Genomic DNA, 21,690 nt, shown 5'->3' on the forward strand with positions numbered 1-21,690 from the left:
TACACATCTATTCAGTTTTCTAGAAAACATGTAGTTAAATATGTATAATTTACAGTAAAACTTTTTAACTTATAAATACATTTATATTATTAAATAATTTTGTTGATAATATAACCCACGAAAAAGAATATTTTTCGTGGGTTTTATGGTGGAGACAAGGCACAACCTTTCAAATCCACCCTAAATTCTTATGTACGTATAAAATACTTATTATTCTTTTTTAATTGAATGGAGTAAATATTAGTTTCCATCTACACCTTTAAGTATGTATCTAACTATATGCTCCACAAAATCCTTGTTTATTTCATCCCCTGTTATTAATAATCTATAAAATAATGGTCCAAAAATTAAATCTATAACTAATTCTATATCCAAATCCTCCTTTAGCTCTCCTCTTGAAATCCCACGCTCTAAAATATGTCTTGAATCAAGTCTACGCGGCTTAAAATATATTGTTCGGTAGGTTTCGGCTAATTTTAGATCTGATTGTCCTTCTGCTATTATATCATTAATTACTTTCCCCTCTTGACTAAGTAGAAAATTTGCTAAATTACTTACTTGAATTATCATATCATTGACAACTGATCCTGTATCAGGTACTGGAAGTCTCACAACAGCTGCATCAAAAAAAGCATCCATAATAACTGCAGCTTTATTGGGCCACCACTTGTAAATCGTAGCTTTACTAACCCCTGCTCTTTCAGCTATTTTTTCTATTGTAACAGCTCCAAATCCATTTTCAAGTAATAAATCATATGCTGCAGAAAGAACTGCATTCTTAGTTTTTTCACTACGAGGACGTCCTAATTTTTTCTCCATTATATTTACCTCCACAGTATTTAAATTATAATAATGCACTTAATAAACTATACGTATATTATACTATATATATTTTTTTTGAAAAGATAAAAAAACTATTTACAATACTGAACGTTTAGTATATTATATATTTATAAACTAAACGTTCAGTTTAATATTAAAATTTGTTTTTCAAGTGTATGTTTTATTTACTAAAACACTGTTAGATGAAATACTTTCTGTGTACTTACCTTAATAGGTATAGTGTCAAATATTATTAAATATATGAGGAGGAAAATATAATGAAAGTTATAATTTTTAATGGAAGTCCTAATAAAGAAGGAAATACTTATCACGGAATAAAAATAGTTGCTGACGAACTAGAAAAAGAAGGAATAGAAACGGAAATAATTCATGTTGGAAATAAATCTATTAGAGGTTGTATTGCTTGTGGATATTGTACAAAAAATAAGAATAGAAAATGTGCTATTACTACTGACCCAGTTAACAATTGGATTGAAAAGATGAATGATGCCGATGGAATAATACTAGGATCACCTGTGCACTATTCATCAATTGCAGGAACAATGAAGTCATTTTTAGATAGAGCCTTTCGTGTGGCAGAAGCCAGTGATAGCATGCTTAGACACAAAGTTGGAGCTGCTGTAGTAGCAGTAAGACGAGCAGGGGGAATTCCAACCTTCGATCAATTGAATAATTATATTAATCATTCTGAAATGATCATCCCTACTTCAAACTATTGGAACATAATTAACGGAAGATTATCAGGTGAGGCTATGCAAGATGAAGAAGGAATTCAAATAATGAGGATATTAGGGCAAAATATGGCTTGGCTTATGAAACTTATTGAAAATGGACAAGGGGTTATAAAAAAACCGGAAAGAGAAGAAAAGATTTTTACTAATTTCATACGATAAATACCTATTTTATTCATAATATAATAATTTTTATTAATATGAATCTTAAAATAGATTTTATCACTTATAATTTTAAACATTTATCGTGTCAAATATATCGTTATAATCCAAAGGAGTGATTTACAAATGTATCAACTAAGTAACACAATTGTTAAACCAAATTTATCAATAAATAATTCTAAAGCTAAACTAGCATTATCTAATTTATTAATTTTAGTCATGGCTATAGCCTGTGGACTTACTGTAGCAAATTTATATTATATACAACCCCTCTTGGCTGATATAGCAAAAACCTTTCATGTATCTCAATTAAGTATAAGTATTGCAGCTATGCTTACCCAAATAGGTTATGCAGCTGGAATGATATTTATATTGCCATTAGGAGATATAAAAGAAAAGAGAAGTTTAATAGTAATAGTGCTTTTATGCTCAATAATCTCACTAATAAGTATGTTCTTCTCTTCAAATATATATATTCTCATAATTTCATCCTTTGCTGTTGGTTTTACTTCTATTATCCCTCAACTTATTATCCCTTTAGCAGCACAATTATCAAATCCAGAACAAAGAGGACAAACTATTGGCACAATAATGAGTGGTTTATTAATTGGAATATTACTTTCTCGTACAATCAGTGGACTCTTAGGCAGCTACTTTGGCTGGAGAACTGTATATCTTATTGCAGCAATAATGATGCTTGTACTCGTGGTTATTCTAAGAAAATTCATCCCGTTATGTGAACCTGAATCTGATATAAAGTATACCCAACTGCTAAGTTCAATGATAGATTTAATAAAAAACGAACCTGTTTTAAGAGAAGCCTCTATTAATGGTGCATTGATGTTTTCTGCATTTAGTGCTTTTTGGACAGCCCTTATATTTTTACTTGAAAGCTCTCATTACAATTTAGGAGCTGAAGCTGCTGGTTTATTGGGATTAGTTGGTATTAGTGGTGCTCTTGCTACACCGCTAGTTGGAAAAATAGCAGATAAAAGAGGTTCAAGATTTGCTATAGGTATATGCATAATCGTAGTTATAATTGCTTATTTATTCTTCTTTCTATTCGGATTTAAGATTTGGGGACTTATTATAGGAATCATTCTTATAGATTTAGGAGTTCAATCCTGTAATGTTTCTAATCAGGCTAGAATACATTCATTAAACGAAAAAACTCGTAATAGACTCAATACTATTTATATGGTCAGCTTTTTTCTTGGAGGAGCATTCGGTTCATTTTTAGGTTCTTATAGTTATTCCCACTTTGGATGGTATGGAGTTTGTACTTTTGGAATGTCAACCCAAGTAATTGCACTTATTCTACACAATGTAAGAAAAAAAGCATAAAAGTATATTTTATATATTTATTATAGAGTCGGGCTTATTTGATAAAATAAGCCCGACTCTACTATCTTATATTGTCATAATTCCTTTTTAAAACATCTAATATATAGGCTTGCTCCAATGAATCTAATCTTACACAATATTAATTTAAGTTCTACTGCTAACCTTTAAAGGAAAAACTTGCTTTCTATGATGAATTTACTTTCATAAAATAGAAGACCAACAAAAAAACAATTTAGAGGATTTTGTTGGTTTCATGATGGAAGTGAAGCGTTCCCATATAATCCTTAGAGAAAGCCAATTATAATAGATATTTAAATCAGCTTCTCAGGAATAAATTTAGAGGAAATTCTCTTTATTAATATATAATCAAGTATCAAGAGAACACCACCAGCTATAAACATTACAAGATTACTTATCAAAAGCACTCCTGTCATTTGACCTATTAATACAAGAATTACTGGAAGTACAAGAAGTCCGCTTACCTGCTGTGCTTCTTGGAAGGTTTCTGACTTTGCAGATACCATAACAGTAAATATTAAGGATAATAAATTAATTGCAGGTGAAATCCAAAATATTATTATAAGCCATTCTATATCTGGAAAAATAAGTTTTCCAAAATACATAAAGCCACCTACATTACATATAACTCCAAACACTATAAATGAAATCAAAGTTATTACATAAGATGGTATAAGAACACCTAAAATCTTGGCTCTAAGCAATTGTTCCATTGATATTGGAGTGTAAAGTAGCGATTCTAGAGTTTTATGCTCTTTTTCTCCTACAAAACTGCTGGCGCCAATTACTCCTGAACACATTATAGGAATTATAAGAAAATATGATGGGAACATAAAATTTATCATCACTTTTATTAAAAGTTGAGCTTGAGAATATGATCCATATTCAGAAGGTAATTTTTTTATGAGAGGTGCCAATTTAGTAAGCATGCTTGAATCATTTCCAATAAAATTTACACCTATAAAAAGTCCAATGGGCATGATTACAATTAAAATGATTGGTACTATAGTCATGGGCAATATAACTCTTTTGGAACTTGTTATCTCATTTATATCTTTATATATCAATGCTTTTTCACTTTTATTCATATTTAAACCACCCCAAACTTATAAGGTTATATCATTGGACTGACCTTTTATATATTTAAAGTACAGTTGTTCCAAAGACCATTTCTGCTGAGTTGCCTCAAAGATTTCCCCACCACTTTTTAGTATGCTTTGTATTAGATAATTCACCTCTTCATCACCTGAAATAGATTTAATATATATATCATTTTCTCCATGTGTAAAATTAAGTTTCTCTGAAATATTTTTGCCTCTAATTTTTAATTGAAGAGTTGCATTTTTCCTTGAAGCCAGCTCATCAAATGTACCTAAACCAAGGATATTTCCATTATTAATAAAACCATATAGAGTACAAATATCTTCAGCATATTTTAATTGGTGAGTACAAAGAAAAATTGTAACCTCATTTTCCTCTGCAAGTTCTTTTATTAGCTTTGTAACATTCAATGCATTTTCTGGATCTAAACCAGAAGTTGGTTCATCAAGGAATAACACTTTAGGATTATGGATTAATGATACTCCTAGGGATACCCTCTTTTTCATTCCTGTACTTAAAGCTTTGACCTTTTTATCCTTTACTTCTAGTAACTCAAGTCTTTCCAATATAAAATCAGCACGTTTATTAAGTAGATTTTCATCAATTCCATGCATTTTCCCAAAAAATATTAGGTTTTGCTTTACAGTAAGATTCTCATAACAAGAGGAACTTTCAGTCATAACTCCGCATAATCTATGAATTTCAAGATTATTTTTTCCAATAGGTATCCCTAAAATATCGGCATGACCTGATGTTGCTAAAAGAATTCCATTAAGAATTCTAACTGTAGTTGTCTTACCTGAACCATTGGGACCTAAAAATCCAAATATCTCACCTTTAGGTATACTAAGACTTATATTGTTCAAAGCGTCAATCTGCCCATCATAGGATTTTTTAAGATTTTCTATATTTATTGCATTCATCTTATCCATCTAACTTCCCTTTCAATTTTTTAACAAGTAAGTTATATCGTTCATCTTCTTTTAATGATAAAAATGCAGGATTTTCAGTAATAGAGCTAACAAGTTTTTCTTTAATGGTTTTCTCGTCAACTGGAGTGTTTACTCCAATAAAATTACTTTCCTCAAGCCATTTGTTAACCTTAGTAAAATATTGATTTCCGTTAAACTTCAATGGGAACTTAATATTACAAACAGTGTTTACATATTGTTTTATTGCATCAATAGCCTTTTCCTTCTTTTCTTGAATTAAATATCCGTGTGCAGCAACAATATGAATTCCTAAAACATCATTTGTAAAAATATCATTAAGCATAAAAGAATCAATAAGTTGAATGCCTTGAGAATATATTTTTTCAAACAAATCTGAGTCATTTATATTTAAATAAAGATAATTGTTTAACAGAGTCAACATATTTATTACCTTATTGAATAGCAGTATTTGATTCACTTCATTTGCCTTGGAGATTTCTCCCTTCATTTGATAGGCATTTATCAATATGACATCTTCGCCACTATATGGTAATAATTTGTTATCTAATAGTTGAATAACTTTATCGCTATTTCCAAGGGTTATCTCTGCTAATGCTTCCATAGTATTAGCATTTTTTATATCAGAAATACTATTTGATTCTTCCTTTATTCTTTTACTAAGCACTATACACTTCTTAAGAATTTCTTTTCTTATTTCGCCATCTTTTTCTAAAATTGAGTAGTTTAATAACAATTGAATCATAGAAAGCAAAAATGGAAAGCAGGAATAGTATTTTTTTATTAAATCTTTACACTGATTAACTACTTCATCAAATGGCTTTGTGGCAAATTCATGTGAAAGTTCATTATATATTTTTTTTATATCTTCCTTTGTAAGCTGTGGAGAATAACCTAATAATTCATCTACCGAAATATTGAAATAGGTTGCAAGTTCAGGAAGAAGTAAAATATCAGGAAAGCTTGCCCCTGATTCCCATTTTGAAACAGATGCTTTAGAAACTCCAATGTAATCTGCCAACTGTTCCTGTGTTATTCCCTTTGCTTTTCTCTTCTCAATAATGCATTTGCCTATATTTAGTTTTTTCATATCTATCACCTACCTCTAATTACATTTTATGATGTGACCTACTCTATGTAAATGGATTCCTAGTTGATATTTGTAGAAAAAGTTAACTAACAGGAAACTTGATTTTAATAATAGAGCCTTGCTTATTTTAGTTAAGCAAGGCAATTATTATAAATTTGATTTCTATTCCTTTGTAAAATTTATTACAGTCATCTGTTCTAACATCTTAATATTAAACTGTTTAGAACCTCATTCTCACCATGAATAAATAAAATAATATAAAAGGTAACCCTATAAAAGATAATATTGTGACCGAAGTATGCACTTTTTTCTCATCTCGTAAAATAAACAATAAAACCTTATACCCTAAAATACCAATAAATCCACCCAAACAATTTAAAATTATATCATCAATATCTGATGCTCCGATCCCAAAAATCCCCTGAATAATTTCAATCAATAAACTCACTATAAATATAAACAACAGATTAGTTTTTACTCTTTTATCATTTTTAAATAATAACAAATATGTACCAAGTGGAGTAAAGATAGCTATATTACCAATTACATTACCAAAAGCGAATCTCTTTATATTGGCAGAGCTTCCTACTATATATTGCATTATACTATAAAAAGGAATTAGGTTGATTGATCTATGATTTGGCTGAGAAATTCTAGATAAAAACAATATTTTGATTAATAAAAGTATGTAAAAAATGAAAACACCATACAAAAGGACTGCTTTAATTCTAACTCGTTTATTCATTTAATATTCTCCTTTAATTACAAAAAACGAACCTCTAATTGTACCTGCTAGTTTAGACTTCTGTCTGGCAAACTTAAACTTGCCCTCTAACTCATTTGGTATCTCCATCCCCTCAGAAAGTTTAAACCCAACTGCTCTCTTCTTTGGATCATCAATATTATACAAGACATTGACCGAAAGGCCATCTTCATAAAAGACATAGGTCCATTTGATATTTTCTACTTGAAAGCTAGAGGTTTCCAAAGGTTTAGCTGCAAACTTTATGTCACGTTCTTCCTTTAAAATTCTGTTCACATAATCTAGAGTATTTTGACTTTCACTAGCTGGTACAACCATAAATTCATGCTTATATTTGTTCATAAAGTAACGGGCTTCATTAGCTCGTAAACCAGCAAGTGCTTCAACTACAGGTGAAGACTCCAAGCCAACAACAGATACATTTTTAAAATCAACAATATAAGACATATCCATTCCTCCTTTAGATTTTACCTTTCTACATTTAATTATGCTTTATTATTTTCAGCTATTTTTTTATTAACTCAAAACTCAAGTATTTTCTTTTCTAACCAAGAGGTATCGTTTAACCAATCTGAAACTGAACATTTCCTATGTGCACTTTTATAAATAACCAATAAATCCTTAAAAGCTTCAATTCACATATCTTACGACCTTTTTATTTTATTATAACTTAACATATAATTTCATAAAATAAGAATTTGTAAATTTATTCTCTAAAACATGTCATAAAAACAATAAGAAAAAAATTAATTTTTTATCTATGAAATCTATTTAAAATTAATTATATAGAAAAACTAATTTTAATTTCTATTATACTTGAAAGGTAACAAAATCTTTAGTACTATGAAATTATTGCACTTATTAGCATATAAAAGAATGGCTATGGATTTATAATTTAAATTAATAGTCATATCTATAGAAAGGGGAATTATGTTAGATGGAATTTAATTTTAAAGAAGGAATTTCAATTGTTAAGGAAGCAATAGTTACTGAAAATGATACAGCATTAAAGATGGGATCAGGAGATTTAGAAGTTTATGCTACACCTGCAATGATTGCCCTTATGGAAAATACAGCAAAGAGTTTAGTAATCGATGAACTTCCTATTGGATATACAACTGTAGGTATTGAAATGAATGTTAAACATATTAAAGCATCTCCAATAGGTGCAAATATAAAATGTAATGCTGTCCTTATAAAAGCCGAGGGGAAAAAATTATTTTTTAATGTTGAAGCAAATGACGATCATGGCACTATCGGTAATGGCTCTCATATAAGATATGTAGTAAATTCAGATGATTTTATCAAAAGAATAAAAAGTTAATTTTTTGCAATATTAAAATTCTTTTTGTATTGTTTCTTATGGAAGATAAAAGAGACTAGTTACTTATTTTTTCTTTGTAACTAGTCTCTTTGTAAGCGTCAAATGCTCTTGTCTTAATCAATCAATTATATATTTTGAAGGAGGAATACAGTTATAGATTTCTCCTATTAACAATATGATTTGTTATCTGGTTATATTTTTTGATAATAGTAGTATTGGTATCATATCCAATTATTCCTACACCTTCATCCACAATTTCCAAAAACTCTTTCTCTTGTAATCTAAGCATATTCAACTTAATATAGTTAGTAGTTATGATATTCAATTTATTCACATTATATACTTTTAATATTATTATCTTTAATACCAAATAAAGACCTAATTGGGCGAATTCTATAAACTACTTTGCATATAATAATTGTTACTACAAATGACAATATTAATACAAGTATATAGTTAAGAATTATAGGAATATTCAAATACCTTACAACATAATAAGCAATAATATTCATAGGAAGATAATGAAAGATATAAATATAAAAGCTTCTACTACTCATATACTTTGTAAATTGGTTAGAAAAATTGAAATATGCTTTGAAATTTCCTATAATTGCAAGGATCATAATCCATCCATAAAGAAATACAAGATAATTATTTATTACTTCTAGATCTCCAAATTTCTTTCCATAGAATTCATTAATCTGAATAACGGATAATATAACAGCTGTTATTAATAGTATAATCCTATGCTTTTCCAGTTCTACCTGTACTTTATCATGTGAAAACACAAAATATCCTAATAAAAATAAAACTATAAATAATGCATTACGAAATGTATACAAAAAATTAAAAATTTGTGCAAATCCAAGGCATGGTATATACAAAAGAATCAAAATCCATATATTAGCCTTTCCACCTAATTTCAATAACTTGTTATTTTTATCTAAAGCTTTTACAACCAGAAAAATCATTGACACTATAAACATTTCTACTAGAAACCATAATGGTCCCATGCCACAATTCATAATAATTAATCCTTTAACTACTATAGGTAATGAATCAATTCCAGACCAGCCATTTGCATTAAAAGTAAATATTCCAACTAATGGTGCAATTATCAGCATACCAAATAAAAATGGTATTAGAAGCTTATTAACCCGTTCTTTCAAGAATTGTCTATTGGTACGTTTATTCATTGAATACCTTGCACTTATTCCTGCAATTAAAAACATACATGGCATAAACCATGGGTATACAAAATATGCAAAGAGATCTAACACTGGAATTCCTGGTGCATTAAAGTTTACTACAACTCCTACACTGTTAAAAATACAAACCACATGATGGATTACAACCAAAATGATTATTGTCCATCTAATATTATCAATATAATGTTTTCTCATTTTTATCCCTCTTTATCTTAATAAATTTGATTGTACTATAAATAAATATAGTAATTATAATCGATATAAAGGAATAGATAATTTGTATATATAATTGCATTTTTTTATTTCACTAATGTTAATATCAAATTTGGAGGTTATTCCTCTAATTTTGAACATTCTGAAACAAATTTCATGAATTCATTTTCACACATTAATGCCAGTCCACCTTCTAATTCATCTCCCAATACAAGTAAACTGTCTCCACTCTTAATATTAAATATTTCTCGTGCTTTTTCTGGAATGAATATGCGCCCATTCTCATCAACTTTTACACTTCCAAAAATGTGCTTTCCTCTTGGAGGTATTTTCCTACTATTTGATGCATCAGCATAATTCACTAGATTATCTAAAGTAACATCATATAATTCCGATAAAGCCATACAATTATTAATGTCTGGCATACTTTCTCCGTTTTCCCATTTTGCTATGGTCTGCCTTGATACATTTAGTTTTTCAGCAACCTGCTCTTGAGAAAGTTTAAATCTTTTCCTCAAGACTTTTAGATTATCTTTAAGCATTCCTTCATATCTCCCCTTAATTATATTTCCTTAACTTATATAATACCACCAATGGTTATTAACATAAATTGTTACATTTACTTTACATTTGGAGTTTTGAAATAAGCTTATTTTGTGCCGATAATATATTCAATACTTTGTAGTCTGGATGAGGAAAATTTTTATTTTAAAATATCAAGTATTATACTGGTATTTCCAAAATAACTTTTGCCCCACCAAGTTTTTCGGAATTATTTAAATGAATCTTTCCATTATGAAGCTCTACAAACTTTCTTACAATATATAATCCCATTCCATAATGATTTTTTGAATTTCTACTTTTATCTCCCTGAAAAAATTGCTCAGTAGCAGAATGAAGTTCTTCTAGTGTAAACCCTCTTCCTGAATCTTCAATTATAATTCTTAAGTTTTTATCCTTCGTATCAACAGAAAATAATATTTTTCCATTTGACTTACAATAATCAACTGAATTAGAAATAACATTAATTATTGCTCTCTTTAATGTTTCTTCATCTGCAAAAATAGACTTTTGAATTTCTTTAATTTCACTTATAAAACTTAATTTTTTATTTATACTCATAGATTTGCCCTGCTCAATTATATCTTGTATAAATTTTTCTAAGTCTATTTGCTTTTTTTTCATTGCTGTTTCTTTATCTGATTTTATAATCTCCATCAAAGAATTAGTGTAACACTTAATATTATCAGCTGCATTTAATATACCATCATTAAATTCCTTTTGATCAGAATTTAATTCCAATTCATTTAACAATTCTGAATTTCCTTTAATAATTGTAAGTGGAGTTTTTATATCATGAGCTAGTGCTGCTATCTGCTCTTTGCGTATTTCCTCCATCCTCCATTGTTCCTTAAGTGATACATTCAATTCTGTTTTCATTTTATCTAAAGCAGAAAGCACTTCATTAATTTCTATTACATTGGAATACTTCATTTCAAAATCTAAATTTTCCATTTGTATATTTTTGGTAGTATCTTTTAAGATTTGCATTTCTTTTATTATTTTCTTTTTAAAACATTTAGAAAAAACAATTATTTCACTAATTATTAGAATGATATATACTAATGGAATAAATAATTCAGTATTTGGAATAAACTTTCTTAAAGTTGAATTAGAAAATTTGCTTATCAATGTATATTCTACAATACATATTTCTCTATTTCTTTGTATAGTTTTATAATACAAGTGTCCATCACTGATTTTTCCACTTTGAATAATATCCCACATCTTCTGAGATTTTTCTTCTGAAGCATTTCCCTGCAATACATTTCCTTCTAAATCATAAACAGCATAATAACATTCATTTGGTATTAAACTCTTTACATCTTCAGCCTGAGCTATATCATTTCGATGCTGCTCAATCTGCTGTTCACAATAATTGGCTGGTAAAATAATTCCACTACTAAATCCAATTGTAAATAAACCTAAATCAAATATCATTAAAATCATTGCAGTTATGCAAAAGATCACTATATAAGCAGCAAAAATCTTAGAAATGCTTTTTTGTTTTTTCATCACTTCCACTTGTATCCAATCCCCCATACTGTTTCTATTGGATTTAATTCCAACTTTTTCAACTTATTTCGTATATTTTTTATATGTTCGACTATTGCTGTTAAATCACTATTTCCATCAAATCCAAATACCTTTTCATATATCTGCTCTTTAGAAAATACCTGTCCATGATTAACAGCCATATACTCACAAATACTATATTCACTTTTAGTAAAAGATATTAATTCATCATTATAATACACTTCTTTTGCTGTCATATTGAATTTTAAATCAGAAATTGCAAAAGCATTTTGTTTTTCTCTATACTCACGTCTTAAATGTGCAGCTACACGAGCTCTTAATTCACTAATTCCAAATGGCTTTGATATATAATCATCTCCACCAATGCTAAGTCCCATTACAATATCCTGCTCCATTACCTTTGCTGTAAGAAATATTATTGGACAATCAACTAAGGTTCTAATTTCCTTGCATAATGAAAAACCATCTATTTCTGGCATCATAACATCAAGAAGGATTAAATCATATTTTATATAATCCTCCTTAGGAAATTCCTTGACCTTAGATACTGTCATTACATTATGCCCCTCTTTTTTTAATGCACTTTTTATTATTTTTAATATTCCTTCTTCATCATCAATTGCTAAAATATTTGCCATTTCTATCTCACCCCTGCTTATATTATAAACCACCATTTATGCATGTAAAATTCAATTAACTATTTTAGCAATAAATATGATTCCTTCAATCTATTACTTTTCTCCTCTGCCTTCAAAAAAGTTATAACATACGCCAAAGATAATACCAACTATAATGGTTATTACTATGCTATATTTAATTCCAACACTTACTTCTCCTAATTTACTTAATAACCAGCTAGAGTTTTTATAAATTTCCAAATAATATTGACTAAATCTTATACTCCAAGCACAAGGTATCACTTGCCATCTCCCATCTCCAAGTCCTGTTATCATTAATGCTCCGCATAAGCTTTCACTTATTCCAATTCCTATAGATGGACCCTTCCCTAAGAAAATGCTTATGCATAAATGAAATAGATAGATACATATTTGACAACCAAATATAATTAAAGTTTCGTGTATATAAAAACTTAATGGCATAGTATTTTGCTTTAAAATAAATTGGAAAGCAGCCATAAATCCGCCTATTGCTAAAACTAAAGAAAGAAAGCCTGAAAAAAGTAATATTAATATTTTACTAAGAAGACTTTTACCTTTTCCAAATTCAGTTGACAACATTTCTTTAAATCTTCCTGCCATAAATTCTTGTTCTATTACTATTGAACATACAATTCCAATTAAAGCCGGAAATGCCATTGATAATGCATCAAAGTACATAATCACTTTGCTCTCTGAGTTTAAAGCTGAATTAGAATAGTATAGAAAAAATAAAGTAAGCCCAATAAGTGGTATACAAATGTGAATCCAATAAAAAGAAGTTCTTTTTAGCTTCATATAATCGGCTTTCATAAGACGAAAAATTGTTACCATATTATATAGCCTCCTTTCCTTCATACCATTTTGCTGTCAAGTAAGTTATTATAAGAAACAAAATAATAGAAATTCCAATTCCTAAAGGTATTACAGACGTATTGAGAAGTTCTGGAGTAAATGTTGGATTACCTGGTTCTGCTGGTAATCCATTAGGAAGTATTTTTAAAACTGGACATAAAAATCTATCACAATAAGTAAACGGATTAACCCACCAATATTTTCCTACAGACATAATAATAGAAAAAATATTTATCCCTAAATTTAAAATTATAGTTGGAAACATTCCAATTTTACTTCCAAGAAACATACATAAGGGTACTTGCCATATACATGTTACAATAATTATAATAGTACCAATAAATCCACTGAAAATAGGAATATTGACTATGCTATTTATAGGAATTATAAACACACTTAACTGAGCAGCCACAAAAATAATCACACAGGAAATGCTTATATTTTTTATACCTACAAAAACTTTGGCAATCCACACTTTTTTTAAATCTAATGGAAGTGATATAGTTGCTCGATTCTTCATTGCGCCATCCACTCTGCTTAAATAAACGCAACTTAAAGAAAGAGTACCTGACAGCATCCAAGTGTACCACCAGTTATAAGTATCAACTTGAAAATAACTTGCTGTAAGACTCATAGAAAGCAAAATTAGTAAGGCAGGGGACAGCCATATTAACTTTTGCATAAAAGTATGTTTAATTTTTATATCTTCACTTAAAAAATATTGCAACACTTCTATTCCCCCCTGCTATATTTTTTAGCTATATCCATAAACAATTTTTCAAGGTCTTCTCCTTTTTTTAGTTCACCTTGATATCCTAATATTCCATTAGATATAATTCCAATATGATCTGCTACCTGTTCTACTTCACTTAATATGTGACTAGATAACATTACTGTAATGCCTTTCTTTGGAAATGATTTTATTAATTCTCTTAACTCTTGTATTCCAAATGGGTCTAATCCATTAGTTGGCTCGTCTAAAATTAAGAGCTTTGGATTATTAAGTAGTGCAATAGCAATTCCAAGTCTCTGCTTCATTCCCATTGAAAATTGTCCTGATTTTTTCTTTTCAGTACCTTTTAGATCTACTATATTAAGAACTTCCTCTATTTTAGAATCTGGCAATCCAAGCACTGTTGTACGAACTTTTAAATTTTCTATTGCTGTTAAGTTTTCATATAAAGGGGCGGATTCAATAAGGGATCCTATATTACTTAAGTCCTTTCTACTCCATTTGTGTCCATCAAATATAATTTCACCTGAAGTTGGTCTAAGCATCCCTGTTATCATTTTTAGTAAAGTTGACTTTCCCGCTCCATTAGCTCCAAGAAGTCCATAGATAGAATTTCTTTTTACTGAAATTGAAATATCTTTATTTACCTCCTGTTTCCTAAATGTTTTACATAAGTTTTCTGTTTCTAAAATTATATCATTCATTTTTCATCCTCCTCATGTTAAAATAATAAATTTTAAATATAAGGAATTTATAAGGAAATGAAAATTAATTATATATAATTAATAATTGCTCCGAACATGATTAAGCCTACTGGATAGATTCCTATTAAAAATGTTTCACGCCTATTCTCCAAGGAAAGAAAGTAAGTAAAATTTCAATCCTATGATTGGCATTTTCTTTATACTGCACCCCATGAAAGGAGATATATCATGGTTATTAATTTCTCTAAATCTACAAAAACTAAAATAACTCACGAAAATCCGAATTTCTGATTTTCGTGAGTTTCATGGTGGAGGCGAAGCGTAATCTTTAACCCCACCTAATTATCTACATTACTTTAGATTATCATCTCCAGGAAATATAATTCCACCTTTGCTTCTTGCAATTGTTTGAACCTCACTTACTATTAAGCTGTGTTCTAACATTTTATAACACTTTTCCAAGTCATTATTTTTAATCATATCTGCAAATTCAATGAATTCATTAACCATACGATGATCATAATTGTTTTCGTTAATTAAAGAACTAGTTCCATCATTCATTAATAATTCAAATCTTTCACAAACATTGGCTGGAGTATCTTGATATATGCAGCCCTTATCCCCTTGAATATTATTTGCAATAGGCGCTTTACAATCTTTTGCTCCAATACAAACACCTTTAAAAGTTTCATAATCTAATATTAATACTCCAGATGTATCTATTCCTCTTTCAATATTAGGATAATATTCAACATTTTTAGGTTTTCCAAATAAGCCAACTAAATAATGGATGTTATAAATATTCAGATCCATTAAAGCCCCACCAGAAAAATTCGGATCAAATGCAGGCAGTACATTGCCTTCCTTAAAACTATTATATCTACTAGAATATTGGGAGTAATTGCATTGAACAATTCTTATATTTCCTAAATCCGGAAGCAATTCTTTAATCTTTTTATAATTAGGCAGATACTGGTTAGTGATTGCTTCAAATATAAATAAGTTTCTTTCTCTAGCCAAATCATTTAATATTAATGCTTCTTTATATGTTGATGTTATAGGTTTTTCAATAATAACATTTTTATTCCCTATTAGCGCCTTTTTAGCAAACTCAAAATGCAGATTATTAGGTAATGCAATATACACAGTATCTACATCACTACTTAACAACTCCTCATAGTCATAATAAATATTCTTAATTTTATATTCATTCTTTAATTCATTCATTTTATCTTCAGAACTTTTTCGTCCATAAATAGCTGATAATTCTATATCCTTTAAATATGAAGTGATTGTTAAAAACTCATTAACAATCATTCCAGCTCCAATAATACCTAATTTCATGTTTATACCTCCATTGTATATAAAAATAAGTTAACTATAATTTAAAATGCATCACTTTGAAATAACTCTTACTCTATTTTCTCCTGCTACTATTATTTTGGTAACTTCTTTGGTAAATATAGAAGTTTCAATTATTCCTGCAATACCCTTTAAATCATCATTTAATTTCTTAAAATCACTTACCGTCTCAAATTTTACATCTAACAAAAAATTGCCATCATCAGTAATTAAATATCCATCTTTATTATTGCTAGCTCTAACTACAGGATTACCTCCTAAATTTTTAACCATTTTATTTACATGAGCTAACGAATCCTTAACTATTTCTAGTGATATGGGAATCTTGCAGCTTAATTCTTTAGTTAATTTTTGTTCATCTATAAGCAATATATAATCCTTAGCCATTGACCCAATTATTTTTTCCTTGGTGAATACGCCGCCACCACCTTTTGAAGCATAAAAATTTTCATCTACCTCACCACATCCATCAAAAGCAATATCTACCTCATCTATAAAACAGGTTGGAATTACTTCTATTCCATATTTAATACACAGACTTTTGGTATTATCAGATGGAGTTACAATTTTAATTTTCAAATTATCCTGTGTTGCTTTGCTTATGAGTTCAATTAAACAAGCAATAGTTCTTCCTGCTCCTAAACCAATCACTGTATTATTTTTTATATACTCCATAGCTTTTTCTGCACATAATCTTCTTAAATTCTCTTCATTCACCCTATATCATTCCTCCATATTAGATAATTATTTTAAATCTTTTATTCCAGTTTCTAATATTTCCATTTGCAATAATACTTGTTCATCAGTGATGGTTTTACTTTTACCATTTATAATTGCATCATATAAATCATCATATACGCGGCCATAATCACCAGGGACAGATTTTACCTTTTCTTCGTGTATATCCCCTGCTTCATCCATATATGTAAGTACACCATAATGCTCAAAGGTATCAATACCAAAATCCTTGTTTTCAGGCATGTAGAATAATTTTAAATGTTCTTCCTGACGATCCTTTGTTTCTTTTACAAAGCATCCTTTTTTACCATATACAATGAAGCTTGGTCGTTCCTTGATTCTAAAGTAACTAGATTTTACGGATACTTTTAATTTTCCATAATATAAATCCAAATCAAAGTAATCATTCATTTTACCTGGCCCTAATAATTGCCTTACATCATAATGAATATTATCTGGTTTACCAAAATAACTAATTACTTGATCCAAGGTATGACACCCATGGCCATACAAATATGATGAATGAGGAATAAAACTAGTGCTAGCTTCAGGTACTTCTGGTCTATAATAATCAAAATGCATTTCTAATTCTATTAAATCACCTAATTTTCCCTCTTTGATAACTTTTTGAACTGTTAAAAAATCACTATCAAAGCGTCTATTTTGATAAGGCTGAACTATCAATCCTTTTTCTTTTGCCAAAGCAAAGATTTCTTTTGCTTGCTTAGAATTTTCCATAAATGGTTTTTCAACTAGACAATGTTTATTATGTTCTAATACCATTTTTGCATATTCATAATGACTATTATGCATTGTACATATAACAATAAGTTGTATTTCTTTATCGTTTAATAATTCATCTATGTCAGAAGTATAATTCACACCTTCAATTCTATTCCATTTTTCATTTTTGGGATTTCTTTGATAAATTGTTTTTACCTTAATATTTTTTCTTTCCATCACAAATGGAAGATGATATCTGTTAGTACTTTTACCATTTCCAATATAACCAATTGTAAGCATAGTTACCTCCTTAAAATATAATATTATTTCATTTGATGAAATTGTTTTATTTTCTCTCAAAAGTGTTTCGTTCATGTATGTAGATAAAAACTTATGCTTCTACCTGTATATTAATATAATCAGCACCAAGCTTTGGTTTTATTATAATCATTCCAAATTCTTTACACAAACTAAAATATTTCACCTCAAATGGTGAAATACTTTATGTTAGCATTTATATTATTTCATAATGCAATTAATCCTATAGTTTAAAATATAGATTTTCTCTATACATTGAACTATAGGATTAATTTATAATAATTCACTTTTATAGCCATTAAGATATTCTGCTATCATATCAATATCATTTTGTTCAAATTCAGGATTTATTCTAATAAAAGGAATATTAGTAATATCTGCTATTGTTGACGTGGTAATTACTAAATCTACCTTTTTAAGATTTTGCTTATTTTCATACATAAATTCTTGATAATCATAAAACCTACATACCTCTATTTTTTCTCCAAAACAATTTTTAATTTTATCCTTAATAAAACTTACTATAGACTCATCATAATCACAAACAATTATAGTATTTAACTTATATCTTCTAATCCCACACATGGTAACTAAATGAATCGTTATATAAACTAAATCAATCAACTCTATATTCAAATTTAGTTTTTTCTTAATAATATGTTTAATTTCAACAGCCATTTTAAATTCTGCTTTATAGGTTTTAACAACATTTTCATCTATCTTATTTGATATACAATGTCTATAATTCAAGCGATTTATCATTGGAGCTATGTATAAAATCATCTTATATTTATTATCTGGATTAACACTTAAGTCTACCTTAAACTTTTTATATAAAGTTTGGAAAAACTCTTCTACTATACAAATAGCTTCTTCTGTTTGCATAGTATTAATGTCTGTTCCTTGAAGGAATTGCTTTGATTTAAAGTACTGTTGTAAATTAAGCCATTCTGTTTCTGATAATTTTTCCTCTAATCTATTTTCAACTTTTTCTCGTATAGCAATCATAACTGGCATAAGTTCACCTTTTATGTCATCTGAATCATTTAAATAAAATCCTAATTTCTGACGATTAACTGCAACTAATATTTCATAACATAAAAGTTGGGAGCTATGTCCTGATAAATAATAATTATACCTTTTAGTTTCAGCACTTACCAAATGATAAATATCTCTAGCTATTGTAATAACATCTTTATCTTCAAATATATAATTCCAATACTTTGAAACAGTACTTATATTAATCCGTTTGGCTAAAACCCAACTAATAATATTTCTTTTTTCTTTTTCATCTGCCTTAAGAGTAATTCCTTCATTTAAAGAATAACTTATTCCCAATTTCAGCTCTTTTTTTAACCATTTATTAATAATAACAATATCATTATTTACAGTAGCTGCAGATACATATAAAACTTCTTCCAATTCTTCTACAGACATATATTTTTTAGTCGTTAATTTTAATAGTATGTACATTTGCCTGTCTATTGGCAAACTTGGTGTTTCCATTATATACTCATAATCTAACACTTTTCTTATAACATTATTTTTCTTTAAAATAACTTTATTTCTTTTGTTGAGGGAGTAACCTTTTTTTATGTTAGAATCTATTTCTGTATCGTATTCTTTTAATAAATTGTTAATTTCTTTAATATCCCTTCTTATTGTTCGAATTGTTACACTGCAAAGTCGGGCTAATTCATTTCCCGTAATGTATTCTTCTGTATTTAAAATTAAATTTAAAATATCTCGATGTCTTCGATTCAAGTTTGTGGCCACCTACCTTATTAAGTCTACTTTTAATATTTATATTATATATAGATATTAATAATAAGACTATTAATTTTTATTATACATGAAAGGTTTTTAGTGTGCCTCCACCAGAATGGTAAATATCTAATACACAATTTCTACAAAAAAATCCACGAACTTCTGTCGTGGATTATATGATGGAGATAAAGCTTGATCTTTAAACTCCACTCCAAATTCAAATAAATACTCTACACTTCTACTATTTTCTTTCGTACATCTTCTTCAGTAACAATAGTTTCACAACTGTCAAAAACTACATTTTCAGTATGTCTCAAATAGAATGCTGATGCAGGAAGCTGCTTGTACATATCGCTTTCTGGATAGATTGTTCCTGAATATTCAGGTGGATCATTTGGTTGCTTAGTTAATCCACCACGAAATTCTGCCTTCACATTTTTGAAAAATATATTTTTGATATTGTGTATTTCTCCATCTTTTTCAACCCCAGATATATAGCTTCCATAATTTTTAAGCTGATTCTCAACATAGATATCTTCAAAATAAATATCTTGAATACTTCCCATGCGATGAATTCCCTCTGGTGGAATATTAGCCCTATCACCTAGCACTATAAAAAATGCTGAACCAGCATCCTTAACTTCTATACGCTCAAAATGTATATTTTCTGCAATACCACCATCAACAACTTCTACACACATAGCACAAAATCTTGTATCTTTAACTACACAATCACAAATTGTACAATTAGTAAATCCGCCATAGCTGAAGGTTCCAAACTTAATTGCATTTGCCATAGTACTTATAATCATCATTTGACGTACCAAAATATTATCACAACATCTTTCATGGCCACTCTTAAAACATACAGTATCATCATCTGCAGTAAAATAACTATTTTCAACTAAAACATCATGACAGTCACAAAGGTCAATTCCATCTCTGTTTGGAAACCAATATGAACAAATATTCACATCTCTCATATAGAAACTGTCGCACTCTACTAATGGTATAGTCCACATGCCAGCATTATTTACTGCAATATTTTGTATTTTGGAATTATTGCAGCCTACTAACAAAATTGCGCTTGGCCTACTGCTTTCTGATCCATAATCACCTGGAAAATTACCACTTCCATCAATTGTTCCTCCTCCTTGAATAATAACTCCATTGACTCCATCAGCATATATCAAGGCTTTTTGAGGTCCTTGCTTTATCATATTCCAATTAGGATTATTTTTAGAAGTCATAGTTGGATAAGCCTCTGTATCAGTAACTCCCTTAAGTGTCGCATCAGTTTCTAAATACAATTCAACTCCACTCTTAAGTTCTATCATTCCAGAAAGATATGTTCCTCCTTGCAAATATACTACTCCGCCACCATTCTTTGAACACTCGTCGATAGCTTTTTGAATCTTATCTGTTACAACTGTCACACCATCTGCTACTGCACCAAAATGTGCCACATTATAAATTTTTCTTTTACCAGCTGCTTCTTCTATTGATTGGACAGGGTTTTTATATACAAATATTTGTTTTTCCATAAAACTACCCATACGTGAACCTGTTTCATAGGAAGCAATTTCACTAACAGGATTCATAAATAGTGCACCACTCAAGCATTTTTCACCATCGACACAAACATCATAAGTTTTGGTATTAGTATCAAGGGATACCCATACACTAAACCAAAATTCGTCCTTATATCTGTATATTTTTTTTCGAACATTGCCATCATAAGCAAGAATGCACATGCCCTCACACCATATTGATAGGGCTGGCTTTCCATTTTCATCATACAATGTCATGATGTTTTTCCCACGACCTGTTGCACAAAAACGAAACATGGTAGATGCAATCACTTTTCCGCTAATAGGCTCAAATGCATATTTCTTATTTTCCCCACTTTCAAGTAAAACTGTATCCATTACAGCTAATGAATATTTAATGTCAGAAAATTTTCGCACATCAATTTTATCTTTTTTCATTA

The 21,690-nt window shown here is 29.0% G+C and carries 21 protein-coding genes; 3 read left to right on the forward strand and 18 right to left on the reverse strand.

All coding sequences use genetic code 11. The features are described 5' to 3' along the window. Nucleotides 1-240 precede the first annotated feature (240 nt). The gene (locus GXK56_RS08625; protein ID WP_160687065.1) at nt 241-819 is read right to left on the reverse strand and encodes a TetR/AcrR family transcriptional regulator; all 579 of its coding nucleotides are present in this window, start codon (nt 817-819) and stop codon (nt 241-243) included. Between the two features lie 281 nt (nt 820-1,100). Between GXK56_RS08625 and GXK56_RS08630 the strand changes: the two genes are divergently transcribed. Together GXK56_RS08630 and GXK56_RS08635 are read left to right on the forward strand one after the other, a co-directional pair. After that, nucleotides 1,101-1,736 carry a flavodoxin family protein gene (locus GXK56_RS08630; RefSeq protein WP_160687066.1) on the forward strand — a complete coding sequence of 212 codons (636 nt, stop codon included), beginning with the start codon at nt 1,101-1,103 and terminating at the stop codon, nt 1,734-1,736. Nucleotides 1,737-1,862: 126 nt separating this feature from the next. Then, the gene (locus GXK56_RS08635) at nt 1,863-3,080 is read left to right on the forward strand and encodes an MFS transporter (protein ID WP_160687067.1); all 1,218 of its coding nucleotides are present in this window, start codon (nt 1,863-1,865) and stop codon (nt 3,078-3,080) included. Nucleotides 3,081-3,391: 311 nt separating this feature from the next. On the opposite strand, the gene GXK56_RS08640 is transcribed toward GXK56_RS08635, so the two are convergent. The 5 genes from GXK56_RS08640 to GXK56_RS08660 form a co-directional block, all read right to left on the reverse strand. After that, nucleotides 3,392-4,186: an ABC transporter permease subunit gene (locus GXK56_RS08640; protein ID WP_160687068.1), complete on the reverse strand. Its 795-nt coding sequence runs from the start codon at nt 4,184-4,186 to the stop codon at nt 3,392-3,394. Nucleotides 4,187-4,204: 18 nt separating this feature from the next. Continuing rightward, nucleotides 4,205-5,122 carry an ABC transporter ATP-binding protein gene (locus GXK56_RS08645; RefSeq protein ID WP_160687145.1) on the reverse strand — a complete coding sequence of 306 codons (918 nt, stop codon included), beginning with the start codon at nt 5,120-5,122 and terminating at the stop codon, nt 4,205-4,207. A gap of 1 nt (nt 5,123) precedes the next feature. After that, a complete protein-coding gene (locus tag GXK56_RS08650; protein ID WP_160687069.1) occupies nt 5,124-6,239 on the reverse strand; it encodes a helix-turn-helix transcriptional regulator in 1,116 nt (371 codons plus the stop codon). 220 nt (nt 6,240-6,459) lie between these two features. Then, the gene (locus GXK56_RS08655) at nt 6,460-6,984 is read right to left on the reverse strand and encodes a VanZ family protein (protein WP_160687070.1); all 525 of its coding nucleotides are present in this window, start codon (nt 6,982-6,984) and stop codon (nt 6,460-6,462) included. After that, nucleotides 6,985-7,449 carry a phage tail protein gene (locus GXK56_RS08660; RefSeq protein ID WP_160687071.1) on the reverse strand — a complete coding sequence of 155 codons (465 nt, stop codon included), beginning with the start codon at nt 7,447-7,449 and terminating at the stop codon, nt 6,985-6,987. A gap of 490 nt (nt 7,450-7,939) precedes the next feature. Here GXK56_RS08660 and GXK56_RS08665 point away from each other — a divergent pair, with 490 nt between their 5' ends. Beyond that, nucleotides 7,940-8,326, forward strand: a complete 387-nt coding sequence (locus GXK56_RS08665; RefSeq protein ID WP_160687072.1) for a thioesterase family protein — start codon at nt 7,940-7,942, stop codon at nt 8,324-8,326. Nucleotides 8,327-8,661: 335 nt separating this feature from the next. Here the strand turns inward: GXK56_RS08665 and GXK56_RS08670 are convergent, their stop codons facing one another. The 12 genes from GXK56_RS08670 to GXK56_RS08725 all read right to left on the reverse strand — a co-directional run bounded on the left by GXK56_RS08670 (nt 8,662) and on the right by GXK56_RS08725 (nt 21,688). After that, nucleotides 8,662-9,729: an acyltransferase gene (locus GXK56_RS08670; protein WP_160687073.1), complete on the reverse strand. Its 1,068-nt coding sequence runs from the start codon at nt 9,727-9,729 to the stop codon at nt 8,662-8,664. Between the two features lie 137 nt (nt 9,730-9,866). After that, nucleotides 9,867-10,289, reverse strand: coding sequence for a helix-turn-helix transcriptional regulator (locus tag GXK56_RS08675; protein ID WP_160687074.1), 423 nt, complete (start codon nt 10,287-10,289; stop codon nt 9,867-9,869). 181 nt (nt 10,290-10,470) lie between these two features. Beyond that, on the reverse strand, nt 10,471-11,823 hold the full coding sequence (locus GXK56_RS08680; RefSeq protein WP_347707948.1) for a HAMP domain-containing sensor histidine kinase: 1,353 nt from the start codon (nt 11,821-11,823) through the stop codon (nt 10,471-10,473). Further along, entirely contained in the window at nt 11,823-12,482 is a 660-nt protein-coding gene (locus GXK56_RS08685) for a response regulator transcription factor (RefSeq protein WP_160687076.1), read from the reverse strand. The genes GXK56_RS08680 and GXK56_RS08685 overlap by 1 nt, the downstream gene beginning before the upstream one ends. Before the next feature lie 93 nt (nt 12,483-12,575). Continuing rightward, nucleotides 12,576-13,334, reverse strand: a complete 759-nt coding sequence (locus tag GXK56_RS08690) for a lantibiotic immunity ABC transporter MutG family permease subunit (RefSeq protein ID WP_160687077.1) — start codon at nt 13,332-13,334, stop codon at nt 12,576-12,578. Between the two features lies 1 nt (nt 13,335). Then, nucleotides 13,336-14,085: a lantibiotic immunity ABC transporter MutE/EpiE family permease subunit gene (locus GXK56_RS08695; protein ID WP_160687078.1), complete on the reverse strand. Its 750-nt coding sequence runs from the start codon at nt 14,083-14,085 to the stop codon at nt 13,336-13,338. Nucleotides 14,086-14,087: 2 nt separating this feature from the next. After that, nucleotides 14,088-14,792: a lantibiotic protection ABC transporter ATP-binding protein gene (locus tag GXK56_RS08700; protein WP_160687079.1), complete on the reverse strand. Its 705-nt coding sequence runs from the start codon at nt 14,790-14,792 to the stop codon at nt 14,088-14,090. A 351-nt stretch (nt 14,793-15,143) separates the two neighbouring features. Further along, on the reverse strand, nt 15,144-16,136 hold the full coding sequence (locus tag GXK56_RS08705) for a Gfo/Idh/MocA family oxidoreductase (RefSeq protein ID WP_160687080.1): 993 nt from the start codon (nt 16,134-16,136) through the stop codon (nt 15,144-15,146). Between the two features lie 51 nt (nt 16,137-16,187). Continuing rightward, on the reverse strand, nt 16,188-16,871 hold the full coding sequence (gene rpiA / locus GXK56_RS08710; protein WP_160687081.1) for a ribose 5-phosphate isomerase A: 684 nt from the start codon (nt 16,869-16,871) through the stop codon (nt 16,188-16,190). A gap of 27 nt (nt 16,872-16,898) precedes the next feature. After that, entirely contained in the window at nt 16,899-17,915 is a 1,017-nt protein-coding gene (locus tag GXK56_RS08715; RefSeq protein WP_160687146.1) for an oxidoreductase, read from the reverse strand. A gap of 291 nt (nt 17,916-18,206) precedes the next feature. Beyond that, complete coding sequence (locus tag GXK56_RS08720) at nt 18,207-19,697, reverse strand: HTH domain-containing protein (RefSeq protein ID WP_160687082.1); 1,491 nt, start codon at nt 19,695-19,697, stop codon at nt 18,207-18,209. Nucleotides 19,698-19,930: 233 nt separating this feature from the next. Continuing rightward, nucleotides 19,931-21,688: a glycosyl hydrolase family 28 protein gene (locus GXK56_RS08725; protein WP_160687083.1), complete on the reverse strand. Its 1,758-nt coding sequence runs from the start codon at nt 21,686-21,688 to the stop codon at nt 19,931-19,933. Between the last annotated feature and the right edge of the window lie 2 nt (nt 21,689-21,690).

This window comes from Clostridium sp. C2-6-12 (genome assembly GCF_009928485.1).
GTDB lineage: Bacteria > Bacillota > Clostridia > Clostridiales > Clostridiaceae > Clostridium.